Here is a 25,410-nt window from a genome sequence, read left to right on the forward strand (position 1 = left end):
ATGATCCCTGGACATCTGAAAACCCCTGTCACTATCGTTACCGGCTTTCTGGGCAGCGGTAAAACCACGTTGCTCAACAACCTGCTTTCCCAGACGCATGACCGCACGCTGGCCGTGATCGTCAACGAATTCGGTGAGGTCAGCATTGACGCGCCGCTGCTGGACACCCGTGAACAGGGCGTCGAGCTGCACGACGTGCACGGCGGACTGCTGGCTTACGGCGGTGAAGGTGACGCCTTCGCCCGCACGCTCCGGGCGCTGCAGTCCCGGCGGCACACTTTCGATCACGTGCTGATCGAAACCAGCGGTCTGGCGGTGCCTACCGCCGTCATGGTCACGCTGGAAACGCCTGAATTTGCCGGCGACTTCGCCCTGGACGCCACGCTGGTGGTGGTCGACACGCCGCTGCTGCTGGAAGGAGCCTTCCAGACACAGACTGACGAGGCTGCCGCCCGGGTGTTCGACGCGCAGCTGGAATACGCCGACGTGGCGGTTCTCAACAAGATTGACAGCCTGGACGACGCCCAGCTGCTGCAGGCCGAGGCTGACGTGCGCCACCGGGCTCCGCGCGTGCGCTTCCTGGAACTGGCGTACGGCGCCAGGCTCGACACGCAGCTGACCCTGGGCCTGAACCTGCACGGTTCCAGGCGCAGCGCCGCCCATCAGGCGCCGGTCAGTGGCACGCCCGGAGACCTGTCGGTGCCGCTGCACGACCACACCAGCCTCGACGGTCATTCGCACGGCGACCTGGACGCGCACGTGCACAGCCTGAGCACCCATCAACACTTTCACGAGCATGATCCCGGCTGGCAGTCCTTCCGCCTGACGAGTGACGAGGTTCAGAACGTTCCGGAGCTGCTGCGCACCGTGCAGAACGTGGCCCGTGTGTTTCCGGTGCTGCGCGTCAAGGGATTCGTCAACGGAACGGACGGCGGCCGGTACGCGTTGCAGGCCGTACGCTCGCGCGTGGAGACCGACCCGGCTCCTGCCCGGGCCGGCGCGCCCAACGAGCTGATCTTTATCGGCTATCACATCAGCCGCAAGAAGGTCACCGAGGCCCTGCAAAAAGCCCTTCCTCAACGGTGGGCCTGACATGAAGCAGCGTCATCAGGTGAGCTCATGATCGCCACCCTGGCCCTGGTATTCATGCTGGGCATGCGGCACGGTATGGACGCCGACCACCTGGCGGCGATTGACGGGTTTGCGCGCCTGCGTCCCAGCCGCTGGACCGGCGTGCTGTTCGGACTGGGTCACGGGCTGGTCGTCACGGTGCTGGCCCTGGTCGCCAGCAGACTGGGAGACCATTTCGGCCTGGACTGGCTCGCGCCGTACCTGTTTTTGGGTGTGGCCGCGCTGAACCTGTGGCGGCTCGTATGGCCGGCTCCTCACAGCCACGCCCCGGCCCGCTCCCTGCTGGCGCTGGGACCGTTCGTGGTGGGGCTGCTGCTGGCCGTGAGCATGGAAACGAGCTCTCAGCTCGCGGCCCTGTCCATGGCCCAGAGCGTGCCGCCGCTACTGCTGGGCCTGACCTTCACGCTGGGCATGACCCTGGCCGACGGGGTAGACGGCCTGCTGGCCGCCCAGCTGCAACGCGGCCGGAACGCCGACCCCGCTCGCGCCGCCCTGGCCTCCCGGGTCATGGGCTGGATGGTTGTCGCGCTGTCCCTGGCATTTGCCCTGGCCGGATTCACTCAGGTGGATCTGGGCGAAGTGGCCGCGCCGCTGGGCATGGGCGTCTTCGTCATGCTCCTGGCCCTGCGGGTGTGGAGCCGCCTGACTCCGCGGCAGCAGGGCGTGGCATGACCGACCCCTGGGCAGCGGACCGGGAAGCCCTGTGGCGGGTCCTGCATGCCCGGCGCGACCACCGGCATTTCCGGCCTGATCCGGTGGCCACCGAAGCGCTGGAACGGGTTCTCGACGCCTTTCGCGTGGCGCCCAGCGTGGGCCTGAGCCAGCCCTGGCATGTCACCGTGGTGCGCAGCGCCGGGCTGCGCGACGCGGCCTACCAGAGTTTCGCTGGCGTCCGTACCCGCGAGCAGGAGCGGTTCGGCGGAGAGAGACGCGCCCTGTACGACACGCTGAAACTTGAGGGCATCCGCGAGGCCCCAGTCGGTCTGGTCGTGAGCTTCGTGCCGCCGGAAGCTGCCACCCTGGGCACCACCTCCCTGCCGGCGGCGCTGGAGTACAGCGTGGTCAGCGCCATCACCCTGGCCTGGCTGGCCGCCACAGCCGAGGGCCTGGGCATGGGCTGGGTCAGCCTGGTGGAGCCGGGAGACCTGCACGCGGCACTGGACATTCCTGCCCACCTGAGGCCCCTGGCTTACCTGTGCCTGGGTCACCCGGCCCTGGAGCTCAAAGAGCCTCTGCTGCAGACCGTAGGTTGGGCCAGCAGCCGGCCTCTGTCGGTGGAATGGCGCGACTAGCGCCCGTCTGCCGGGAACGGCGTTTCAGGCAGACCCACAAGGATGAAACCATGACCATGAATTCACCACACTGGAACCAGCGCGCATGACCCGCCCGGGCACCTCCCGCCAGCGGGTCCAGCGGGCCGACGGCCGGACCATCAACGTGGCGCGCCGGCGCGGGCACCTGAGCTACTGCTTTCACGGCTGCTGCTGTGGCCGCACCGACAAGGGCTACGTGGCTGCGCCCGTGGACACCTATAAGGACGAGTGGACCCGGCGCAAGATCCGCAATCAGGTCCATCTGACCAAGGCCGGCTGTCTGGGTCCCTGCGCGCTGTCGAACGTGGCCCATCTGGTCTTCGACGGGCACGACGTGTGGTTTCACTCGGTCAACGACGCCTGGCTGGTCGTGGCGATCTTCGACTACATCAGCGCCATGCTGGAGGCCGACGGGTTCCTGCCGCCTCCACCGGAACTGCTGGAATACACCTTCAACTACTACACCTGGGACGCGGCCAGCGCCCTGCCTATGGCCGGACGCACCGATCCTGCCGTGGCGGTCTCCCAGCCACCGGACGCCCTGTCAGGCGTGGCGTTCCTGACCCACGCGGATACTGACCTGCTGAACCTGCGTGCGGCCCAGGAAACCCTGCCGGCCGATTTCGGTCCGGTCACCGGCGTCCCGCTCGGCGGCGTGCGCAGCGAGGCCCAGATGGCCACCCTGCTGTCCGGCGAGGTGGGGCGCGCGCAGGTGGTGCTGGTCCGTATTCACGGCAAATTCAGCGCGGTGCCGGGCGCCGAGCTGCTGCTGGCGCACGCGCGCAAGGCCGGTCAGGCGCTGCTGTTGGTCAGTGGGACCGGCGAGCCGGACGCCGAACTTGCCGCACTGAGCCTCGCGCCAGCCCACACGCTGGACACCGCCCGGACGTACCTCGCGGCCAGCGGCTGGCAGAACACCCGCGAACTGCTGCTTTCACTGTCCGACACCCTGCGCCTGACCGCTTACGGCGCCGCCCCGCCCCTGGCCCTTCCGGAGCACGGCGTCTATCACCCGGAGCTGCCTGAGAACGCCACGCTGGCGGACTGGCATCAGCGCCGCGACCCGGCCCGGCCGGCGGTGGGCGTGCTGTTCTACCGGGCCCACGCCCTGAGCGGCAACACCGGCTTCATCGACGCCCTGGTGGGCGCATTCGAGGAAGCTGGGGCCGACGCCCTGCCCGTGTTTACCACCAGCCTCAAGGACGTGGACGCGCACGGCGACCCCAAAGCGTTCGGGCTGCTGCGTGGTGAGGTGGACGCCGTGATTTCCACGCTGTCGTTTGCCATGGCTGACGTTCAGGCAGGCGAGATCACGGCCGCCGGGGAGAACGTGGGGGCGCTCGCCCGCCTGAACGTGCCGGTCGTGCAGGGGCTGACCAGCGGTGGAGCGCGCGGACCATGGGAGACCAGCTCGCGTGGCCTGAGCCCGCTGGACACCGCCATGAACGTGGCCCTCCCTGAATTCGACGGGCGGATTATCGGTGTGCCGTTTGCTTTCAAGGAGCAGGACGGTGCGGCCCGCCGGCTGGCGGCCGATCCGGAGCGCACGGCCCGGCTGGCTGGCATCACCGTTCGGCTCGCGGCCCTGCGGCACAAGCCCAACGTGGACAAAAGAATTGCCTTCGTGTTCACCAACAGCACCGCCAAGGCCTCGCAGGTCGGGAACGCGGTGGGGCTGGATTCAGCAGCCTCGCTGCTGCTGGTGCTGCGCGCCCTGAAGGGGGACGGCTACACCGTCGGTGACCTGCCTGCCACGTCCGATGAGCTGATGCACCGCCTGATCGAGCGCACCAGTTACGACACGACCCTGCTGACCCCATCGCAGCTGGCTCAGGCGGCCGCCCGGGTTCCGGCGGCAACCTACGAGCAGTGGTTCGCGGAGCTGCCCGACACCATGCAGCGGCGCATGCGTCAGCAGTGGGGCGCGCCTCCCGGGGAAGCTTACGTGCATGATGGGTCGCTGGCGCTGGCGGGGCTGCACTTCGGAAACGTCTTCGTGGCATTGCAGCCCCCGCGCGGTTACGGCATGGACCCGGACGCCATCTACCACACGCCGGACCTGCCGCCCACCCACCACTACTTCGCCCTGTACCGCTGGCTGCGAGAGCCTGCCGCCTCCGGAGGATTCGGCGCCGACGCCATGGTGCATGTCGGCAAGCACGGCACCCTGGAATGGCTGCCGGGCAAGGGTGTGGGCCTCAGCGAGAAGTGCTTTCCGGACGCCGTGCTGGGCGACCTGCCGCTGTTCTACCCCTTCGTGATCAACGACCCCGGCGAGGGCACCCAGGCCAAACGCCGCGCGCACGCCACGATCCTGGACCACCTGCCGCCCCCGCTGACCCGGGCCGACACCTACGGTCCGCTGGCCGAACTGGCCGCCCTGGTCGACGAGTATTACCAGCTGGAACTCCTGGACCCCAGCAAACTGCCGCTGTTGCAGGGCCAGATCTGGGACCTGGTGCAGCAGGCGGACCTGGGCACGGACCTGGGCAGCATGCTGCGGCGCGATCATGGCGACCACGTGCACGAATGGGACGAGGATTACACCGAAGAAGGCGTGCCGGTAACCCTCAGCGAGATGAACGGTGCCGACGTGGCGCACCTGCTTGAAGACATCGACGGCTACCTGTGCGAGCTGGGCGCGGCGCAGATCCGGGGCGGCCTGCACACCCTGGGCCTGCCACCGCAGGGAGAGGCGCTGGCCGAAATGTTGCGCGCGCTGACCCGGCTGTCCAACGCGGAAGTGCCGGGCCTGAACGCCGGGCTGTGCGAGGTTCTGGGGCTCGACCTGAACCGTCTGCTGGACACCCCTGGCGAGCGCTTCGATGCTCCGGCGGTTCTGGATTCACTGGCTGGCCGGCCGGTCCAGACCCACGGTGACGCGCTGGAAGTCCTGGACGAACTTGCCCTGCACCTGTACCAGGCGCTGGCTGACCACAACTTCGACCCGCAGGCGACCGGGGACGTGCTGGCCCACACCCTGGGGGAACGGGACGACTACGGCCCCCTGCCCCTGACCCTGAAGTACGTCTGCGAGGCTCTCAAACCCAACCTGGACGCTACCACCGCCGAGATCACGTACCTGCTTGCCGGACTTTCCGGGCGTTACGTACCGGCGGGACCGAGCGGCGCTCCGTCGCGGGGGCAGGCGCATATCCTGCCGACCGGTCGCAACTTCTATGCGGTGGACCCGCGGGCCCTGCCGTCGCAGGCGGCCTGGACCGTCGGCAGCCAGCTGGCGCGCGAGGTGCTGTCACGCCATCAGCGTGAAACCGGCGCCTACCCCGAGCACGTGGCGATCAGCGTGTGGGGCACCAGCAACATGCGCACCCAGGGCGACGACATCGCCGAGATTTTCGCGCTGCTGGGCGTGCGCCCGGTATGGCACCCGCAGAGCCGCCGCCTGGACGGGGTGGAGCTGATTCCGCTTTCCGAGCTGGGCCGGCCGCGCATCGACGTGACCGTGCGGATCAGCGGCTTTTTCCGTGACGCCTTTCCGCACCTGATCTCACGGCTGGACGAAGCCTTTGCACTCGCTATGCACGCCGACGAGGACCCGGAGCAGAACTATCCGCGCAAGCACTTCCTGGCTGACCTGGAAGGCCGCCTGCAGGACCTGCCGCCGGAGGAGGCCGAAGCCCGCGCGGCCTACCGGGTGTTTGGCAGCGCGCCGGGCACGTACGGGGCCGGCATCCTCGACCTGATTCATGAAGGCAACTGGCAGGGAGAGGAGGACTTCGCGCAGGTGTTCGTCAACTGGGGCGGCTACGCCTACACGGCCGCCGAGCAGGGCACTGACGCCCGCGAGGACTTCCGGGCGCGCCTCTCGCAGACGCAGCTGGTGCTGCACAATCAGGACAACCGCGAGCACGACATCTTCGACAGCGACGACTACCTGCAGTTCTTCGGCGGCATGATCGCTTCGGTGCGCCACCTCAGCGGCGCGCAGCCGCGCGGCTACTTCGGCGACAGCGCCAACCCCGAGCGGGCCCGCGTGCGTGACCTGAAGGAAGAATCGCTGCGGGTGTACCGCTCACGGGTGGTGAATCCCAAATGGCTCGACGGCATCCGGCAGCATGGGTACAAGGGAGGGCTGGAGCAGACGGCCACCGTGGACTACCTGTTCGGCTTCGACGCCACCGCCGGGATTGCGCACGATTTCATGTACGAGGGCATCGCGCAGGCCTACGCGCTCGATCCGGTCAATCAGGCCTTTTTGCGCGACAGCAACCCCTGGGCGCTGAACGCCATCGCCACCCGGCTGCTGGAAGCTGAGGGACGCGGGCTGTGGTCGCCGGAGCCCACGACGCTGGCAGCCCTGCAGGGCCTGCTGGTGGAAAGTGAAGGTCTGCTGGAAGACCGCGGCGAAACAGCGCGGGTGAGCGGATGAGCCCACAGATTCAGTACCCGCTGAGTGCGGTGGCGCATCAGCCCGAACTGCTGCTGGCGCTCTCGCTGCTGGCGGTGGCTCCGGAACTCGGTGGCGTCCTGATCCGGGGCGACCGCGGCGCAGCGAAAAGCACTGCCGCGCGCGGCCTGGCGTCGTTGCTGCCCGCACGTCAGGACGGCGAGGCGGCGCCGTTTGTCAACCTGCCCCTGGGCGCCAGTGAGGACCGGGTGGTGGGCAGCCTGGACCTGGACGCCGCACTGCGCGGTGAGGCCCGGCTCAGGGGCGGCCTGATCGCCGCAGCCCACGGCGGCGTGCTGTATATCGATGAGGTCAACCTGCTTCCCGACCATCTGGTCGACGTCCTGCTGGACGCCGCGGCCATGGGCGTTCACCGGGTGCAGCGCGACGGCCTGAGCGTCGAGCAGCCCGCCCGCTTTGCCCTGGTGGGCAGCATGAATCCCGAAGAGGGAGCGCTGCGGCCTCAGTTTCTGGACCGCTTCGGCCTGTGCGTGGATGTCCAGGCCCCACGGGAAGCGGCGCAGCGCGCGGACATCATGCGCAGGCGCATGGCTTTCGAGACGGACCCGGACGGTTTTCAGGCCACCTGGCACCCGCAGGAGACCGCCCTGCGTGAGCGGCTGCACGCAGCCCGGCAGCGGCTGCCGGGAGTCACCCTGCCGGACGCCCTGCTCACGGCGATCGCCACCCTCAGTGCCGACTCTGGTGTACGGAGCCTGCGTGCCGATCTGGTTTTGCACCGCGCTGCGAGGGCCCTGGCCGCGCTGGAGGGACGCGCTCAGGTCCACGAAGATGATCTTCATCAGGTTGCTCCGCTGGTTCTGGTTCACCGCCGAGACCCCCGCCTGGCACCGCTGCCGCCGCCCCCGTCCCGGCCACCACCGCCTGAACCTCCCTCCACCCACAGCGAGCCGCCGGAGCCCGAGTCGGACGAGAGCAGCGACCAACACTCCGCCCCAGATACCCAGGAATCCTCAAACTTGCAGGAAGCTCCAGAAACACCGGAAGACGTCCTGCCGCCCACACCCGGAAGTGCTCCGGTACGTCTGGCTGCCCTTCCAGCCCCAGGCCGGCATCCGGGTGGTGCGGCCCAGGGGCGGGTGGTGAGAGCTGCGCCTGATTCGCAGACCAGCCGCCTGGCCCTGCCTGACACCCTTCGCGCTGCCCTGCTACGCAGCGGCGGAAAGCCGTTTGAGCTGTCCCGCGCCGATTTCCACACACCGGTTCACGAGAAGCGCGGAGGCCGGCGGGTGCTGTTTGTCGCTGACACCAGCGGCAGCATGGGCGCGCAGGGCCGCATGGGCGCGGTCAAAGGCGCCATGCTGGCGGTGCTGGAGCAGCAGGCGCGGCGTGACCGGGTGGCCCTGATCACCTTCCGTGCGACGGGAGCGGTACGGGCGCTTGAATGGACTGCCGACGCCACGCTGGCCGAGGCGGCAATCACGGCAGCCCCGACCGGAGGCCGCACTCCGCTGGCCCACGCGCTGGTCCTGGCGCGCGAGGTTCTGGCCACCGAACCCGGCGCCGAACTGGTGCTGTTCACCGATGGCCGGGCCAACGTGGCGCTCTCACCGTCGGGTGACGCCTGGGCCGACGCGCTGGAAGCCGCCCGCGCCCTGGGTGGTGTTCCGGCGCTGGTGGTGGACACCGAAGCCGGGCATGTGCGGCTGGGCCGCGCCGGGGCCCTGGCTGAAGTGCTGGGCGCGCGCGTGCAGCCACTCTGGCCCACACCAGTGGGGGCCCCGTGAAACGCATTGTGCTGGCCGCGCCTCATTCCGGCAGCGGCAAAACCACCGTCGCGTCGCTTCTGTGCCTGGCCCTCAGGCACCGGGGCCTGCGGGTGCAGCCGTTCAAGCTGGGCCCTGATTACCTGGACCCCACCCACCTGAGCCGCGCGGCCGGCAGAGCGGCCCGCAACCTCGACTCGTTCCTGCTGCCGCCTTCCAGGCTGAGCGAGCTGTTCGCCCGGGCGGCCGCGCAGGCCGACGTCAGCGTGCTGGAGGGCGTCATGGGCCTGTATGACGGCCGCAGTCCGCTGAGTGACGAGCATTCCACCGCTGATCTGGCGCGGTTGCTGAGCACTCCCGTGATTCTGGTGATCGACGCCGGCGGCATGGCCCGGACCGTCGCGGCGATCGCCGCTGGCCTGCGGGACTTCGGGACCGGGGTTCACGTTGCCGGCGTGATCCTCAACCGGGTGGGCAGCGAACGTCACGCCGAGCTGTGTGAAGCGGCCCTGGCCCAGGTGAACCTGCCGGTGCTGGGCTTCGTGACGCGGGACGAGGCGCTGCATCTGCCTTCACGGCACCTCGGGCTGCTCAGCGCCGAACAGGCCAGCTGGGACGAGGCGGCGGCCCTGAACGCCGCCCGGCACCTCCGACTGGACGACATCTTGAGCGCCGCGCAGGTGCCGCCCTTGCCTGCAGCCCAGGTTCAGGCTCCTGCACAGCCGGTGGCGCGAATTGGGTATGCCATTGACGAGGCCTTTCATTTCTACTACCCCGACGCCCTGGATGAACTCCGGGTGGCCGGTGCAGAGCTGGTGCCGTTCAGTCCACTGCGCGACCCGGAACTGCCCGCCGGCATCGGCGGCCTGCTGCTGGGCGGCGGCTACCCGGAGGCTCACGCGGCGCAGCTCTCGGCGAACGTATCCATGCGCCAGAGCGTCCGGGATTTTGCAGCGTCCGGACGGCCGGTGGTCGGCGAGTGCGGAGGGTTGATGTACCTCGCCGAGTCGCTGCAGGACCTTGAAGGGCAGACCCATGAACAGTGCGGGGTCATTCCCTACCGCACCCGCATGCAGGGCCGTCTGACGCTAGGGTACCGCGACGCCACCGCCCTGCACGCCACGCCTCTGGCGCCTGGGGGTTCGACCCTGCGTGGGCACGAATTTCATTACAGCGCACTGATGCACGAACCCACCCGCCCGGCCTATCGCTGGACGGCCCACGACGGCAGCGAGGTTCTCGAAGGCTACGCCCATGGCAATGTGCTGGCCAGCTACCTGCACCTCCATTACGCCGCCGACCCGGCAACAGCCCGCCGACTGGTAATGGCCTGCAGGCCGGAGCCCGGCGTACCGGAGCCCAGTTCATGAGCCGCCGGGCGCTGCTGCTGGCCCTGGCTCTGGACGCCCTGGGTGAACCGCCCCCCCGCTGGCACCCGGTGGTGTGGATGGGCAACTACCTGAGCTGGGCGCGGCGTGGCTGGCGCGCCCGGACGTCTGCTGGGCAGCTCCGAGAAGGCGCTGTGAGCTGGGGGCTTGGCGCGGGCATGGCTGGAATGGCAGGTCTGCTCGCCGCGCGGGGACCGTGGTGGGTGCAGGGCGCGGCGCTCAAACCTCTCTTGGCACGAAAGGCCCTGTTTGACGCCGTGGCCGAGGTGCGGGCCGCGCTGGTCCGGGACGACCTGCGTGAGGCGCGCCGTCTGCTGGCGTGGCATCTGGTCAGCCGGGACACTTCACAGCTGAGTGCTAGCGAGGTTGCTGGGGCGGCCATAGAAAGCCTCGCCGAGAACCTTTCGGACAGTGTCGTGGCGCCTCTGCTGGCCTTCCGCGTGGGCGGCCTGCCTCTGGCATCGACCTACCGCCTGTGCAATACCGCCGACGCGATGTGGGGGTACCGCACACCGGAACTGGAGTGGACCGGCAAGACGGCCGCGCGGGCCGACGATCTGCTGAATCTAGCGCCCGCGCGCCTGACGGCCCTGTGCACGCTGGTGGCCTCGGGGGGCCGGGGGCTCGGGGTCTGGGTGCGCGACCGCGGGCGTACCAGCAGCCCGAACGCCGGGCATCCCATGAGTGCCTTTGCGGGCGTGCTGGACGTACAGCTCGACAAACGCGGCGTCTATGTTCTGAACCCTGGGGGCCGCGAACCCACCGCCGGGGACGTGCGACACGCCTTGGGGCTGGCCCGCACGACGCTGTTCGTGGCTGTGGTCGTTCTGCTGCTGCCAGGACCTCGCACCGTGGGGAGCCGTAGCCGCGCATGACCAGAGTTTTCTTGTATGGCACATACGCCAGCAGCTCCGCACAGCTTGCGGGAGGCCAGCCGTGACCCTTCCGCCTCTGCTGCCGCGCGCTCCACACGGCGGGCCGACTTCCGCGTCCTTTGCTGGCCTCGACTTCAGTGTCAACACCAATCCGTTCGGCCCGAACCCAATCCTGCTTGAAGCGGTGCAGCGCGCAGACCATGGGCAGTACCCCGACCCGACGTACCGGGCCGTCAGAGAAACCCTGGCCGCCTGGCACGGCGTGGTGCCGGAGTGCGTCGCCCTGGCGGTCGGCGTCTCCGACCTGCTGCACCGGCTGGTGCGCGCCTTTCTGCCGCCTGGGGGAACGCTGCTGAGCCTGCACGCCCCGTTCGGCGAACTTGCCCGCGCCGCCGCCCTGCAGCGGGCCAGCGTGCGGGTGGTCGATACGCTGCCCACAGTGCTGCCTCCAGGCACGCGACTGGTGTATGTCGGTCATCCCCACAACCCCACCGGCCGGCGGCTGTCCGCTGCAAAACTTCAGATGCTGGCAGGCGTGTGCACAGGTGCCGGCGCCCTGCTGCTGCTCGACGAGGCCTATGCCCCCTTCCTGCTGGATGAAGCCGGGATTCAGGGAGCCGCTGTCGTGCGCCTGATTTCTCCGGGTAAAGCTCATGGGCTGGTCGGCGCCCGGCCTGGATATGCGCTGGCAGCGCCGGACGTGGTCGCGCAGCTTGAGAACCTTGCACCTGCCTGGCACGTTCCTGCCGGCACAGCGGCGTTGCTGGCCACCCTGCCTGAGGCCCAGCCATTTCTGTCGGAGACACTGCCGCGCGTCCGTGACCTTGCCTCCACACTCGCGGCTGATCTGAGGCATCTGGGGCAGGTGGAACACCACGGCACTCCGTACATGACCCTCAACGTAAATCAGGGGTCTGCCGTTGCATCCAGCCTGCTCGACCATGGGGTCCGGGTCCGCGACTGCAGCAGCTTCGGCCTGCCAGGATGCATCCGGGTCAGCACCCGAAGCGCCACTGAGAACGACATGCTGCTCAACGCATTGTCAGTGGTGATGGCCAGCACGTAACCGTTGACGTGCCGATCATGCCCTTTGGGGAGGTGGTTCTCACCCCGCAGGTGTGCATATGCCCGCAGAGCAGATTGCCCAGGGGCCAGGAATTCTGACCGTACCGTTCGTTACGAGCACCCGTTTCGCTTGACATGCCACCTGTAAGCGCTTACAGTCTCCTTACCGATGGAACCGACGATCAAAGATGTTGCCCAGAGAGCCAAGGTCTCTACGGCGACGGTTTCACGGGTCCTGAACGGACAGCACTGGGTCGCGGAGCAAACCAAAGCTGCCGTCCTCCAGGCTGTGCAGGAACTGAACTACAAACCCAATGCAGTCGCCCGCAGCCTGATGAACGCGCAGACCAAAACCCTGGCGATCCTCTTTCCCAACGTCTCTGACATGTTCTCCGGTACGGTCCTCAGCGGAATTGAGGATGCGGCCCACGAGCGCGGATTCAGCGTCATCGTCTGCAAAACGGGCGGCGGCCACGACCGCACCTTGAGTTACCTCCAGCTTTTAGCGGAAAAGCGGGTGGATGGAATTATCTTCGCCAGTGAAGTTTTGCGTGAGGAGTACTCCAGCTTCGTCCAGCAGGTGCGCATTCCACTCGTCGTCCTCTCGGGCGAGAGTGTTCAGCCTGAAATTCCGACCATCCGCTGCAATGACCATCAGGCCGCGTACGCTGCCACTTCCTACCTGATCGGTCAGGGACACGAGCATATCGGGATGCTCTACGGCGGGGCCCATGAGACACCAGAGCAGAATGGCCGCCTGACAGGCTTCCATGAGGCGCACCGTGATCATGGCCTGGTTGTGGTACCTGAACACGTGCTGTGCCTGGAAGGCTTTGCTTTCAAGGACGGTCAGGCTGGCGGTGCACGCCTGCTGCATCAGGCAAAAGGCCTGACCGCGATCTTCGCGAGCAGCGACGAGCTGGCCCTGGGGGTCATGTCCGCAGCCTACGCGCGGGGCATTCAGGTTCCTTCGGATCTGAGCGTGATGGGTTTCGACGACCTCCCGCTTGCCGAGATGAGCATCCCTCCCCTGACGACCGTACGGCAGCCCCTCTATGGGATGGGTCGGCGCGCCGCGACCATGCTGCTTGACCATATCCAGGACATTAAAAAGCTGGAAGGACACGCGGTTTTCCCAACAACGATCATAGAGCGGAAAAGTGTGCGCCGGCTCTAGGTTCTGATTATTTTTGTCTCAACCTGTAAGCGCTTACGGGACAAAAGTCCCTGATGTCACTCAGCAAAGGAGCGACCCGCATGGCCTGGTGGAAAGAAAGTGTGGTGTATCAGATCTACCCTCGTTCGTTTTTTGACACGGATGGCGACGGTATCGGCGACTTACGTGGTATCACCGCGAAGCTGGACTACCTGCAAACCCTCGGCGCAGATGTCATCTGGCTGTGCCCCGTCTACCAGTCCCCCAACGACGACGGCGGCTATGACATCAGCGACTACCGCGCAATCATGGCCGAGTTCGGCACCATGGCAGACTTCGACGAACTCCTTGCCGAGATGCACCAACGTGGCATGCGGCTGATCATGGACCTTGTCGTGAACCACACCAGCGACGAGCACCCCTGGTTCGTCGAGGCACGCAAATCAAAGGACAACCCCTTCCGGGACTTCTACATCTGGCATCCGGGAAAGGAGGGCGAACCACCGAACAACTGGGGCTCGCACTTCGGCGGCTCTGCCTGGAAGTACGACCCAGGGACGGAGGAGTACTTCCTGCATCTCTTCTCCGAGCGGCAACCCGACCTCAACTGGGAAAACCCCCGCGTTCGCGAGCAGGTCTACGACATGATGACTTTCTGGCTGGACAAGGGCGTGGACGGCTTCCGGATGGACACCATCAACATGCTCTCCAAAGCCCCGGGCTTTCCTGAGGCATCCGCGCGGGGCAGCGAGCGGTACGTCCTGGCCGAAGAACACTTCCTCAATGGTCCACGACTGCTGGAGTACCTGCGCGAGATGCACGAGCGGGTGCTCTCAAAGTACGACGTGCTCACCGTCGGGGAGGCACCGGGAGTCAGCCCTGAACTCGGGGTCACCTACACGCACGAGACCGAAGGCGTGCTGAGCATGATCTTTCAGTTCGAGCACATGGCGCTCGACAGTGACCCCAGTCATCCCACCCCCAAGTGGAGCAAGGTGCCCTGGAGTCTTGCCGAACTGAAGCGCATCACCTCCCGCTGGCAGGACGCCCTGCATGGTCAGGGCTGGAACAGCCTGTACCTCTCCAACCATGACGTGCCACGCCTGGTCTCCCGGTTCGGCAACGACCGCCTCTACCGGGTGGAATCCGCCAAACTCCTCGCCACGTTCCTGCACACCCTGCAAGGCACCCCCTACATCTACCAGGGGGACGAGATCGGCATGACGAACGTTCAGTTCAGCAGCATCGAGGACTACCGGGACGTCGACACGCTGAATTTCTACCGCGAACAGGTGCACCAGCAGGGCCAATCGTCCGCCGAGACCCTGGCCATGATCCACGCCAAAGGCCGCGACAACGCCCGCACTCCCATGCAGTGGAATACCCAGCCGAACGCCGGTTTCACGACGGGGACGCCCTGGATCAGGGTCAATCCGAGCCATACCGAGATTAATGTCGAAGCAGCGTTGCAGGACCCAGACTCGATCTTCTGGTACTACCGCGAGCTGATCCGGCTGCGCCGCACACACCCGGTGATCGTCTCCGGCCGCTACGACCTGATCCTGCCGGACCATCCTCAGGTGTACGCCTACACCCGGACGGCGGAGCAGCAACAGCTGCTGGTGCTTCTCAACTTCAGCCTGGACACAGTCACGCTTCCCTGGCCAGGCGAGCTTCCCTCACCCTCCACACAGTTGCTGCTTGCCAATTACCTGGCGCCGCAGCAGCCGGAAGAACACCTGACCCTCCGCCCTTACGAAGCGCGGGTGTACCTCACCTGCCTCCACGGGGGTGATGGCCTGAACTGACCCACCCTGCGGCCCTCGGTTCCTGTCCCATAGGAGCGTTCCAGGGTCAGCCGCTCCAACGTCAGCCGTTCTGCACCCGCACGCGTCGTTCGCCACCTGACCAGCTTTCCTGCAGAGACCAGATGCTAGGCCACCCGATCACTCCCCGCCCGTTGCGATTGACCCCCAAGGAGGGAACCATGAAAAGACCGATGACTGTCCTGAGTTTGACCGCCGCTATTGTCACCGCCCAGGCTGGAGCCGCCACGGTAACAATCGATTGCGGAGCTGGCACCGGTTACGACCTGTGCAAGGAGGGCGTGAACCGCTGGGCCAAAAAGACAGGCAACACAGCCAAGTTTTTCGAAAGTCCCAACAATTCCACGGACCACCTCGGCCTGATCCAGCAGCAGCTTGCCGCCAAGAGTGCCGACATCGACGTCTACCTGATCGACATCGTCTGGCCAGGCCTGCTGGCCGATCAACTTGTGGACCTGAAGGGGAAGGTGCCTGCCTCCGAGCTCAAGCAGCACTTCAAAGGCATCGTGGATGCAAACACTGTGAACGGCAAGCTTGTCGCCATCCCGTGGTTCACGGACGCAGGCCTCCTGTACTACCGCACGGACCTGCTGAAGAAGTACGGCTACAAGGCGCCGCCCAGGACCTGGGCCGAACTCAGGACCATGGCACAGAAGATCCAGGCAGGAGAACGAAAGACGAATAAGGCCTTCACAGGATTCGTCTTCCAGGGCCGGAACGGCGAAAGCCTGACCTGCGACGCGCTGGAGTGGGTCGCGTCCTTCGGCGGCGGGACCATCGTGGATGACTCCGGGAAAATCACCATCAACAACCCCAAAGCTGCCCAGGCGCTCGACACGGCGGCAAGCTGGATTCGTGACATTACCCCCGCCGGGGTCATCGCGTACGACGAGGAACAGTCCCGCGGCACCTTCCAGTCAGGAAACGCCGCCTTCATGCGCAACTGGCCCTACGCCTGGGCTTTGGGTCAGAGTGAGGACTCGCGCGTCAAAGGCAAGATCGGCGTGGCCGCCCTCCCCGCTGGACCCGGCGGCAAGCCAGCTGCGACCCTGGGTGGCTGGAACCTTGCGGTCAACACCTACTCCAAAAACCAGGCCGCAGCCATTGACCTGATCCGCTACCTCACCAGCCCTGAGGAGCAGAAGATTCGCGCAACCGCACCGGGAGCTTCTTTCAATCCCACCGTGCAGGCGCTGTACAAGGACCCCCAGGTCCTGAAGGTCAATCCCTTCTACAGCAGCCTGATCAGCGTGTTTACGAACGCGGTCGCGCGTCCGTCCGGCCCGACCAAGGGCAAGTACAATCAGGTCTCACAAGCGTTCGCCAACGCTGCGAGCAGTGTGCTCAACCGCAAGGCCACTGGTCAGGCAGCCGTTGCCCAGCTCTCGACTGAGCTTTCTCGGATCAAGGGCCGGGGCTGGTAAGCCCGCACGACACAGGTATTGGGCTCGGACTTGAAGATTTTGGGGAACGCCCGTGTATCGCGCGTTCTCCATCTGTGTGCAGCAAGGGTAAGGCAGCACCGGACGCACTGTGTGCCCTGGACCACCAGTGGGAAGTGTGGTTGCGCCTACAGGACTTGAGGAGGGCATCGGGCCGCTGGACCTCAATGGCGGCGCACGGCGCGAGAGTGGCTTCAGGACGTCCCACTGACAGGCTTACTCACCACCGCGGTGCTTTCGAATATGCCTTGTCACGCAGTCTCGGTCCAGTTCCTATGCCGAAGATCCGTCCTGATGATGACCTTCGCGCAGGATGTCGCGGCTGGTCAGTCGCTTGAAATGGGGTGCCAGCCATTCACTCCTGTAGTGGAACGAGGGACCGTTGCTTTGCGCAGAGCAGCACTGGCCAGATCGTAAAACCCGGTCAGTTCCTTGCTGTTCGGGTAAGCCCGCAGCGCCCGCTGGGTGACGTCCACCGTCTTCTGGTGCTGCCCTGCCTGGGTCCAGGCTTCAAAGGCTTCCTGACGGTACAGGAAGTACACCGTGGGCACACCCAGACGAACCGCGCGGTCGAAGGACTCGGTGGCGGCCCGAACGTCGCCCAACCGGAGCTGAGCCTTGGCCAGTCCCCACCAGGCATAAGGGTCATTTGGCCGGGCTTTGACGTCCTGCTCGCCATGCTGCCTGAGGTGCTGCCAGTTTGCGGCTGCGCTGAAATCAGCGCCCAGAATCTGACGCACTTCCGCTTCCCGGGCAGGCGGGTAAGCCACCAGATACTCGCCGTTGTAGTACTGCCACAGGGCCATCAGCTGCGCAGTGCTCAGGCGCAGCGAGGGGCCAAGCAAGGGATCACTGATCAGAAACTGTCCTTTGCTGTAGCCGTAGACCGTGCGGAAGTGAGCCACATTGCTGCCGGTTTGCAGACGTTGTTGCAGCACGACCGGAAAACCACGGGCGACCAGGGCACGGACCAGTTCAGCGTCGCCGGCATACCGGATCACGCTACGAAGGCCAGCCCGGCCCAGGTATCCGGCGAGTTCCAGGCTCGTCACCTGCGGATCGCCGGGGTAATCCTTCATGGCGTTCGCCGCCTGAGCCTGCGTCACCTGGGTGCCGTAGTACCCAAGGAGCGTGATTGCCGTTACGGGTGCACAATTGTTCAGGGCCTGAAACTCATGACGAATATTTTTGAGCGTCACACTGACCGGTTGAGCAGACGCGGCGCTCCACCCGCACCACAACAGCAGCATCCAGCGAAGGGGCATGCGTCATTTTCCTCGGGGTTGCTCTTCCTAAGGTGCTGCTTGTATTGCGATCTCTTGCGAAACATTTCACCCATAAAAGGACCTGCCAACCAGGTTCTGCGTTCGACGCGCATGATGCACCGGCGTTTTATAGGGCACGCTATAAATTGACACCGATTTGAGGTGGCTGAAGATCACCAAGTGCTGTCCACCGCGTCCAGGTAGTGAGATGAATTATCCCTGTTGTCCACACTTGCTTGATATGGGACGGCACGACCTGTATGGCAGGGGTACCATGATCCTATGAACCCCGTGCGGGAATGGAACTGGAAGAGCGGCGCATGGCTCTTGGGGGCGTTGCTACTGGTGGTTCTGGTCTATCAGCTGTCTGGAACGCATCTGGAGGCGTATCAGGTTGAGCTCAGCTTGATCTCAATGATCCTTATGGTGCTCTATGCGACCGACCGGACCTTTGTGCTGTGGCGACGAGGGGATTACCGCATGGCACTGGGAAACGCGTTCTTCTGCACTGTCGCGCTCATGCTGCAAGCCCGTTCCTTACTTATGATGGTGCGCTCTTGAAAACGGCCTGGGGCCCAGGCTGGCAACAAGTGGTTTGAACCTAGGCCGTATAGAGCCCAGCGAGCAGCTGAGGCACCACCACTGTGTCTCAGCCCGAGAACCCGAGGAGGTGGTAGATCAGGGTTGGAATCCCGAAGCGGTCCGTCGTCTGAAAGTGCATCTGTTTCGTGTCGTCGATACCTGGATGAAATCCGGACCCTGCTTTGGTAGACAGGCGCCGCAACGTAGACCCGCTGCATACTTGCAATGCTCTGCGCATAGCGCGCTATAATGACCAGCATCAAAGGCGGCCTTCGGGTCGCTTTTTCATTGACCCCCCCGCGCACTGGTCCTGACCATAGTTGTGCTAAGGCACGACCCGGAAGATATCCTCCCGAAATTACGGTCCCAAGCGGGCCAGAAATCATGGTCCATAATGGTCAGATCATGTGGCCGTACAACGCAAGACCGAACCATACATTCGTGACCTTGACCAACCGTACGGCAGTGAACGCGTACCGGCAGGAAGCCCAGATCGTCCCGTTGAGCAGCGGTCCCATGTACGCTTTTTCCGTTCCGTTCTGCATGCCCGTGGTACGTGCTGGCGTAGGGTGCAGAAACAGCCGCGCCCCCGCTCCCGATAAGCACGTTCAGCTCACAGGCTTCCTTCACGCCGCGCACCATAAAACCCGCATTCTGGACGGATTCGCCGGGGTGGACGCATGAGTGCTCCTGGACCATCAGACAAGGTGACGACTTCTCTGGAGCAGGTGAACACCTGGGCGGAGCACCACCTCCCCGAGCTCACGAAGCTGGCCACTGAGATCTGGCATCACGCTGAACTCCGGTACGAGGAAATGCAGTCGATGCAGGCTCAACAGCGCGTCCTGCGTGACGCTGGGTTCGAGCTGACTACCGGAGTGGCGGGCATCCCCACCGCCTTCAGCGCGCAGGTCGGCTCCCATGGCCCAGTGGTGGCGCTTCTCGGCGAATATGACGCCCTTTCTGGGCTCAGCCAGCGGGCCGGCGTGGCCGTGCCCGATCCCCTTCATCCAGGAGGCAATGGTCACGGCTGTGGCCATCACCTGCTTGGTACTGCGGCCCTTGGCGCCGTGCTGGTATTGCGAGACTACCTCCAGGCCAGCGGCCAGCCAGGCATCGTCCGGTACTACGGATGCCCCGCAGAGGAAGGCGGATCCGGGAAGACGTTCATGGTCCGTGAAGGCGTATTCGATGATGTCAGCTTCGCGTTGACCTGGCATCCCGCCACAACCAATACATTGTTTCCGGGCCGGTCCCTGGCGAACATCCAGTGCGCGTTCCATTTCAGCGGAATTGCGGCCCACGCATCCGCCGCTCCCCATCTGGGCCGCAGCGCACTGGACGCCGTCGAACTGATGAACATCGGGGCCAACTACCTGCGAGAGCATCTGCCGCCCGCCGCAAAACTGCACTACGCTGTCACAAACACGGGAGGCACCTCGCCCAACGTGGTGCAGGCGGAAGCAGAAGTGCTGTACCTGATGCGCGCTGTGGACGATCAGGCCACCAGGGCAGTTTTTGACCGCGTGCAGGACGTAGCCCGGGGCGCCGCGCTCATGACAGGCACCCGGCTCACCTTAAAGTTCGAAAAAGCCTGTAGCAGTTTTCAGGCCAACCAGGCTCTGTCGGAAGTGGTTTCACGGATCCTGGGGCAGGTGGGAGCACCCACTTTCGATGACGCCGATGAAGTGTTCGCCGCGCAGATCCAGGCCACCCTTCCGCCCGAGGCCATTCAGGGTGACCGGCAGGTGCTGCGCTCCGGAAAAAGCTCAGCGGTCTTCGCCCGGGATGTCATTCCATACAGCGCTGAGAAGGCTCAGGAGCTGCTGCCAGGATCGACCGATGTCGCCGACGTCAGCTGGGTCGCGCCCACGGCCCAGTTCATGGCGGCCTGCTACGCCCTGGGCACCCAGGCTCATTCCTGGCAGCAGGTGGCGCAGGGCCTGGAACCCGCGGCCTTCAAGGGCATGTTGCAGGCAGTCAAGGTCCTGGCGGGAACGGCCATCACCGTGCTGGAAGATCCGGAGCTGTTGGCTCAGATTCGGGAAGAGCATGCCACGCGGCGAGCTGAAGTGCCTTATGTCAGTCCTATCCCAGCGGACGTGCTGCCTCCAGTGAACCGGACGTTTGAGGGTCAGGGCTAACCGATCGCCGTTTAATTCAGGAGCGATTCAATGCCGCAGCAGGGACGACTATCACGCCTATGTGACGGACACCTTTGCGCTGTCCTTGGTTTCAAAGGAGACCGTTATGTTCTCATTCCAGACCCAGGGTTATGACGTCATCGGCAGCAGCCTGCACTTCGCCGACAAACTGGACACCCTCGCCGAGTAATGCGGGAATAAGACTGATCCTCACCTCGGATTGTGCTGTCTCCATGAAACGGACCATGCTGCCAGTGGCCGGGGGCGTCAGTCACTGCCAGCCGGGCCCGCTCCTACTTCCAGCACCTGGAAGCGCTGCCCCGGGTCATCCGAAGGAGTAGTCATTTTTTCCGTTCCTGAAGGCTGCGTCCATCCTCAGTCACCAACCGGGGCGGCGGACGTCATCGTCGGGGCCGGTCTTTCGGGGCTCACTGCCGCTTACATCCTCGCGCGGTCGGGTGCTTGCGTTGTGGTGCTGGAAGCACGCGGCCACGCAGGTGGCAGAACGCTCACCCGCTCGGACGATCAGGGGCCCAGCGTGGACCTGGGCGCCACCTGGTCATGGCCGCACCAGACGCGCATCCGGCATCTCGCCCAGACACTGGGCGTTGCCCGTTTCGAGCAGTACGTGGAGGGCGACGCGATGCTAGATCTGGGGCCGCAGGGCACCGAACGTCATGCCGTGCGCTCCCCCATGGCTGGTGCCCTGCGCTCCGAACACGGCGCAGAGGCACTGAGCACCCGCCTGGCTGTAGCGCTGCCCGCAGGCAGCGTGAAGCTCGGTGTGCAGGTGACTGCTGTGCAGGTGCAGGGAGACACGGTCCTTGTCACGGCGACCGGGCGGGCTGGAGAAGCGAAGACGTTTCACGCTTCGGTGGTGATTGTCGCGTTGCCCCCCCGCCTTACGGGACAGACGATCACGTTTACGCCGGAGCTCCCCTCCGCGCTCACCCAGGTGCTGAGCGCCACCCCGACCTGGATGGGACACGCCATGAAAGCCGTCATGCGGTACGACTGCGCATTCTGGCGGGCGCAGGGCCTGTCCGGGTTCGCGGTCAGTTACACCGGACGACCCCTCCAGGAGATTCACGACGCCTCACCAGCGGACGCGGAGGCGGGCGCCCTGTTTGGCTTCTTCACCACGCATACCGGGGTGCGCCGTGCGCCTGCCCAGGAACGGCAGCACCAGGCCATGAAACAACTCGGGCGCCTGTTCGGACCGGCGGCGCTGCACCCACGGTCCTACGAAGAGATGCGCTGGAAGGCAGGAGCGGCTGTCCAGTACCGCACAGGATGAGGCGCCACAGAAGGTGTTCCCGGCGTACGGGCATCCGCTGCTGCGCGAACCCGCACTGGGTGGCCGCCTGTTGTGGGCCGGGGCGGAAACCTCGCCACTGAATGCTGAAGGGCGGGGTGCAGTCCGGCGAGCACGCCGCGCACCAGGTGCTGGCGCGACGTGCAGCGCAAAGGCAGCGGGGCGAAGAGAACAAGGGGAAGAGGCGCTCTCGCCCTCCGCGTCTGAATCAATAACCCAGGCGCCTCAGCGGGTCAGGGGACGGGACGCCGCCATGCTCATCTGCGATCGGTCACTCGGGTAGAGCCGCGCACCTTCCAGCTTCCGGATGCGTTCCTCTACCAGGTTGGTGTTGTTTCGTAGCGTCCAGGCTCCACCCTTGGCGTCTTTCACGACGACACCCGGCCCATCCGGTGCGGCGGTCCATTTGCCCTTGGTGACTTTGCCGTTCATGTCCTTCCACTCGTATGTGCCGTCCCCATTGATGCGCAGGGTGTCGCTTGCACTCGCGTACGCTACTTCATTCCAGGCCGATGTGCCGTCGGTACGGGTGTTGATTGCCATCGCTTCTCCAACCTTCCAGTCCCCGATGAAAAAGCCGGTCCAATACGGCTGGCGTTCGGTGTGCGCCACCCATCCCCAGTCGTAGAAATCATTCCACGTGGTGACCCCTGGGTCGTTCACGACGTACTGCTTCTCAAAATTGCCGCCCTGACCCGGCTGAGGCCCAACCGTGACGATGACTTTCCGTTTCCAGCCGACGCTGGTCAGAACCTGCACGACGTCACCAGCCTTAAAGGTGCCGAAAGCTGGCCATGGAGTCCTGCTGGTAGAAGCAGGAACAGCCGGTTTGGGTGCAGCCACGGGTGCTGGTGCTTTCAGCTGACACCAGCCCAACACGACACTTTCGGCATCTCCGTACAGCAGGCCCACGTAACGGTTGGTCTTGTCTGACAGCAGGAACGATATGGAGGCGCTCTCCTCATCCTCCGATTCATCCAACGATTTGAAGGTCAGCCCCCGGGCCTTGAACTGAGCGGTCAGGTCGGCACTGATCCGTTCTGCCAGGTCAGGGTTAGCCCAGACCAGGTACTCACTGGTCTGACAGCCACCGTTCTGGCCCTTGGCGAGCGTGTTCAGCACCTGCCCGAACTCGCGTGTCGCTGCCGCATCGGTCACACGGACCGCGCCGGGCGTCAGGGAAAGGCGGGTGATCGTGGAGGCTGTGGTTGGGCCCGGCTGCGCGTATACGGCAGACCAGAGCAGGACAGACAGGAGCGACAGGGCTTTTTTCATGACGTAGGGTCCTTTCATGATGAGTAGCCAGAGCGTACAGCGCGCTCACTTACGGATGACTCACGGATGCTGGGAGTGTCCTGTCGCCTGACCAGAGACGCGTGCCCACCACGTCATCTAAGGGTCCACACCAATCAGCCTCGACCAGCATTTATTCATCCAAGTGGCCGGAACGTGCTGATCGCATTCAGCCCTCCACAGTCACCCCCTTTTCACTGCGCATGTGCTTTCAGTGACGGATGGAGAAGGCCAGGGTTGGTGAGCAGCTTTTGAAGGGTCGCGGTCATGTGACCTCGTACACCTAGGCGCTGTGCTGGCAAGTGGGCAGAACGTGGGTGGTTGCCGCCCCAAGACTCTCCGGATTTCCTGCCTCATAACTTCTTCCTGCGGAGCTTCGCGTCACACTTCCAGCATCTATTATCTGCACGCCGAGCAACAACGCCTTCCAACAACCCGGAATACAGTGTGCCAACCACCTGTCGATTGGACCGCGCGGGCCTTGAACCTGGCCCGATTGTGCCGGCCGTATTTCGTCAGAGCAGCGAGATCGAGCGCCTGCTGCCCCGACCGGATTGTCGGGTCATGCGTTGGAGATGGCGGCGCTGAAGAACGAGGCAGACAGTGAACATGCTCCCAGTGTTCCGACTCCAGTCGATCCGGCCTTGACCTTGCCCCAGGGGCAGACTTCAGACTGCCCTACCTATAGGGTTGGACCCTCCGGAGGGCACGGCATGACGGATACAGCGAAGGATACAGTGGTCGGCACAGAAACTCTTACCATCGGTGCATTTGCGCGCGCCTCGCGTCTGAGTCTCAAGGCGCTGCGGCTCTACGGCGATCTCGGACTGCTTGCGCCAGCGAGGGTAGACCCGGACACGGGCTACCGCTTTTACCGCCCCGAACAGATCGGCACCGCGCGGCTGATCGGACTGCTGCGGCAACTCGACCTGCCCCTTTCGGAGATCCAGGCCGTGCTGGAAGCAGATGCCTCCAGCCGTGCGACCCGGCTGAGTGCGTTCTGGGGCCAGACCGAGCGCGAGCATAGGCAGCGACGTGCGCTGGCTCAGTACCTCATCGAAACACTGCAGGGAGAGAGCATCATGACCCAGACGTTCGCCATTGGGCAACGCTTTGTGCCCGCTCAACGCGTAGTGACCATGCCCCGGCGCCTGTACGTGGGCGAACTGAGCAACTTTATCGGCGAGGCCCGCGAACAGCTAGGTACGCTGGCAGGCGCGCAGGCGTCGGGCCCAGCCTTCGTCATCTTCTACGGTCAGGTCAACGCTGACAGCGACGGTCCGGTGGAAGTTTGCCTGCCTTTCACGGGCGTGCTGACCGTTCCCGAAGACGTGACTGTGCGCGAGGAACCCGCCCACACTGAAGCTTTCGTGGCCCTGACTCGTGAGGAGTTCGAGTTCCCCGGCATCCTGCATGCCTACGACGCTGTCGCCAGGTACGCCGGACAGCGCGGCGAATGTGAGGCCTTCTTCCCCCGCGAGGTCTACCCGGTACCCTGGAAGGGCCTGCAGGCCGACGACTTTGCTGGAGAAGTGGCCTGGCCCTTCATACCGTACGGAAAGACGCCGTGAATTCCTTTGCGCTGCACACTCCCTACACGCAGCCTGGTGAGCACAGCGCCTTGCTGCACGCCCTACCGGAGGACCCGCGCGAGGCCGCAGCCTGCTGGCGTGGTCTGAACGCTCACTACCGCGTCACACCACATCTCCCCGAAGGACGTGATGAAGACAAGCAGGCGCGGTGGGTTTCAGACATCCTGGGCCTTCTGGCCCAACGGAAGGCTGCGCCGTTGACCGAGGTCCGTGCTCTCCCCGACCGTTTCGTTGGCTGTTGCCGGGACTACGCGCTCCTGCTGGTGGCGACGTTGCGTGAACACGGCATTCCGGCGCGCATTCGCATCGGCTGGGCACCGTACCTGAACCCCGCCTTCGTGCATGATCACGTGGTCTCCGAGTGGGAGGAGGGTGGACGCTGGGTGCGCGGGGACCCGGAGATGGACCCGCTCCGCTTTCCTTTCAACACGATGGATCTGCCGCCCGGCACATTCCAGACGGCGGGCGAAGCGTGGCTGACCTTTCGGGCGGGCACACTGGACCCGGCGCGGTACGGCGTGGCTGCAGGCCTGTACGGCGGTCCGCCCATGCTGCGCGACTACGTGTTGCGTGAGCTGGCGGCCCTGACTGGACATGAACTGCTGCTATGGGACACCTGGGGTCTGATGCATGTTCCTTTCGAGCAGATGACCGGGGAGCACTTCACACTGCTCGACGAAGTGGCGCGGGCCTGTGGCACGGAGGATACGGCGGCGTGGGCACGGCTCGCCGCCCACCCGGACCTGCAGGTCCCCAGCACGGTAGATACCTACGACTTCGCGAACAGCACCCGCCAGACCTTGCTGCGACGGTGATTATTGACAGCCCATGGAGTGAGGAAGGCGCACACTGGGCCAAGATCAGGAACAGGGTAGCGGCTGAACTGCT

General features: G+C 65.1%; 20 protein-coding genes. 18 read left to right on the forward strand and 2 right to left on the reverse strand.

Annotated features, from left to right (window positions below; genetic code table 11):
• The 11 genes from DEIDE_RS15675 to DEIDE_RS15725 all read left to right on the forward strand — a co-directional run bounded on the left by DEIDE_RS15675 (position 1) and on the right by DEIDE_RS15725 (position 16,313).
• Positions 1–1,092 carry a CobW family GTP-binding protein gene (locus DEIDE_RS15675; RefSeq protein WP_012695305.1) on the forward strand — a complete coding sequence of 364 codons (1,092 nt, stop codon included), beginning with the start codon at positions 1–3 and terminating at the stop codon, positions 1,090–1,092.
• Between the two features lie 27 nt (positions 1,093–1,119).
• Positions 1,120–1,803 (forward strand): HoxN/HupN/NixA family nickel/cobalt transporter, encoded by a 684-nt coding sequence (locus tag DEIDE_RS15680; RefSeq protein WP_012695306.1) that lies wholly within the window; start codon positions 1,120–1,122, stop codon positions 1,801–1,803.
• Entirely contained in the window at positions 1,800–2,423 is a 624-nt protein-coding gene (bluB, locus tag DEIDE_RS15685) for a 5,6-dimethylbenzimidazole synthase (protein ID WP_012695307.1), read from the forward strand. Before DEIDE_RS15680 ends, bluB begins: the two co-directional genes overlap by 4 nt.
• An 85-nt stretch (positions 2,424–2,508) precedes the next feature.
• Positions 2,509–6,834 (forward strand): cobaltochelatase subunit CobN, encoded by a 4,326-nt coding sequence (locus DEIDE_RS15690; protein WP_012695308.1) that lies wholly within the window; start codon positions 2,509–2,511, stop codon positions 6,832–6,834.
• On the forward strand, positions 6,831–8,600 hold the full coding sequence (locus DEIDE_RS15695) for a VWA domain-containing protein (protein WP_012695309.1): 1,770 nt from the start codon (positions 6,831–6,833) through the stop codon (positions 8,598–8,600). Before DEIDE_RS15690 ends, DEIDE_RS15695 begins: the two co-directional genes overlap by 4 nt.
• Entirely contained in the window at positions 8,597–9,949 is a 1,353-nt protein-coding gene (locus DEIDE_RS15700; RefSeq protein WP_012695310.1) for a cobyrinic acid a,c-diamide synthase CobB, read from the forward strand. The genes DEIDE_RS15695 and DEIDE_RS15700 overlap by 4 nt, the downstream gene beginning before the upstream one ends.
• Positions 9,946–10,842, forward strand: a complete 897-nt coding sequence (gene cbiB / locus DEIDE_RS15705; RefSeq protein WP_012695311.1) for an adenosylcobinamide-phosphate synthase CbiB — start codon at positions 9,946–9,948, stop codon at positions 10,840–10,842. The genes DEIDE_RS15700 and cbiB overlap by 4 nt, the downstream gene beginning before the upstream one ends.
• 61 nt (positions 10,843–10,903) lie before the next feature.
• Complete coding sequence (locus tag DEIDE_RS15710; RefSeq protein ID WP_012695312.1) at positions 10,904–11,908, forward strand: pyridoxal phosphate-dependent aminotransferase; 1,005 nt, start codon at positions 10,904–10,906, stop codon at positions 11,906–11,908.
• Positions 11,909–12,076: 168 nt separating this feature from the next.
• A complete protein-coding gene (locus DEIDE_RS15715) occupies positions 12,077–13,084 on the forward strand; it encodes a substrate-binding domain-containing protein (RefSeq protein WP_012695313.1) in 1,008 nt (335 codons plus the stop codon).
• Between the two features lie 80 nt (positions 13,085–13,164).
• Complete coding sequence (locus DEIDE_RS15720) at positions 13,165–14,871, forward strand: glycoside hydrolase family 13 protein (RefSeq protein ID WP_012695314.1); 1,707 nt, start codon at positions 13,165–13,167, stop codon at positions 14,869–14,871.
• Between the two features lie 179 nt (positions 14,872–15,050).
• The gene (locus DEIDE_RS15725; RefSeq protein ID WP_012695315.1) at positions 15,051–16,313 is read left to right on the forward strand and encodes an ABC transporter substrate-binding protein; all 1,263 of its coding nucleotides are present in this window, start codon (positions 15,051–15,053) and stop codon (positions 16,311–16,313) included.
• Positions 16,314–16,657: 344 nt separating this feature from the next.
• Here the strand turns inward: DEIDE_RS15725 and DEIDE_RS15730 are convergent, their stop codons facing one another.
• The gene (locus DEIDE_RS15730; RefSeq protein WP_012695316.1) at positions 16,658–17,596 is read right to left on the reverse strand and encodes a C39 family peptidase; all 939 of its coding nucleotides are present in this window, start codon (positions 17,594–17,596) and stop codon (positions 16,658–16,660) included.
• Positions 17,597–17,878: 282 nt separating this feature from the next.
• Between DEIDE_RS15730 and DEIDE_RS15735 the strand changes: the two genes are divergently transcribed.
• The 5 genes from DEIDE_RS15735 (at position 17,879) to DEIDE_RS15750 (ending at position 21,619) form a co-directional block, all read left to right on the forward strand.
• Positions 17,879–18,157, forward strand: a complete 279-nt coding sequence (locus tag DEIDE_RS15735; protein WP_041227890.1) for a hypothetical protein — start codon at positions 17,879–17,881, stop codon at positions 18,155–18,157.
• A gap of 468 nt (positions 18,158–18,625) precedes the next feature.
• Positions 18,626–18,862, forward strand: a complete 237-nt coding sequence (locus tag DEIDE_RS15740) for a hypothetical protein (protein ID WP_162485706.1) — start codon at positions 18,626–18,628, stop codon at positions 18,860–18,862.
• 23 nt (positions 18,863–18,885) lie between these two features.
• Positions 18,886–20,322 (forward strand): amidohydrolase, encoded by a 1,437-nt coding sequence (locus DEIDE_RS15745; protein WP_242403010.1) that lies wholly within the window; start codon positions 18,886–18,888, stop codon positions 20,320–20,322.
• Between the two features lie 61 nt (positions 20,323–20,383).
• Positions 20,384–20,512, forward strand: a complete 129-nt coding sequence (locus DEIDE_RS19815) for a hypothetical protein (protein WP_275040579.1) — start codon at positions 20,384–20,386, stop codon at positions 20,510–20,512.
• Between the two features lie 30 nt (positions 20,513–20,542).
• A complete protein-coding gene (locus tag DEIDE_RS15750; RefSeq protein ID WP_162485707.1) occupies positions 20,543–21,619 on the forward strand; it encodes a flavin monoamine oxidase family protein in 1,077 nt (358 codons plus the stop codon).
• Between the two features lie 243 nt (positions 21,620–21,862).
• Here the strand turns inward: DEIDE_RS15750 and DEIDE_RS15755 are convergent, their stop codons facing one another.
• The gene (locus DEIDE_RS15755) at positions 21,863–22,930 is read right to left on the reverse strand and encodes a hypothetical protein (RefSeq protein WP_162485708.1); all 1,068 of its coding nucleotides are present in this window, start codon (positions 22,928–22,930) and stop codon (positions 21,863–21,865) included.
• Between the two features lie 713 nt (positions 22,931–23,643).
• Here DEIDE_RS15755 and DEIDE_RS15760 point away from each other — a divergent pair.
• Positions 23,644–24,501, forward strand: coding sequence for a MerR family transcriptional regulator (locus tag DEIDE_RS15760; protein ID WP_012695320.1), 858 nt, complete (start codon positions 23,644–23,646; stop codon positions 24,499–24,501).
• Positions 24,498–25,337 carry a transglutaminase-like domain-containing protein gene (locus DEIDE_RS15765; RefSeq protein WP_012695321.1) on the forward strand — a complete coding sequence of 280 codons (840 nt, stop codon included), beginning with the start codon at positions 24,498–24,500 and terminating at the stop codon, positions 25,335–25,337. Before DEIDE_RS15760 ends, DEIDE_RS15765 begins: the two co-directional genes overlap by 4 nt.
• Positions 25,338–25,410 lie beyond the last annotated feature (73 nt).

This window comes from Deinococcus deserti VCD115, assembly GCF_000020685.1.
In the GTDB taxonomy this organism is placed as follows: Bacteria; Deinococcota; Deinococci; order Deinococcales; family Deinococcaceae; genus Deinococcus; species Deinococcus deserti.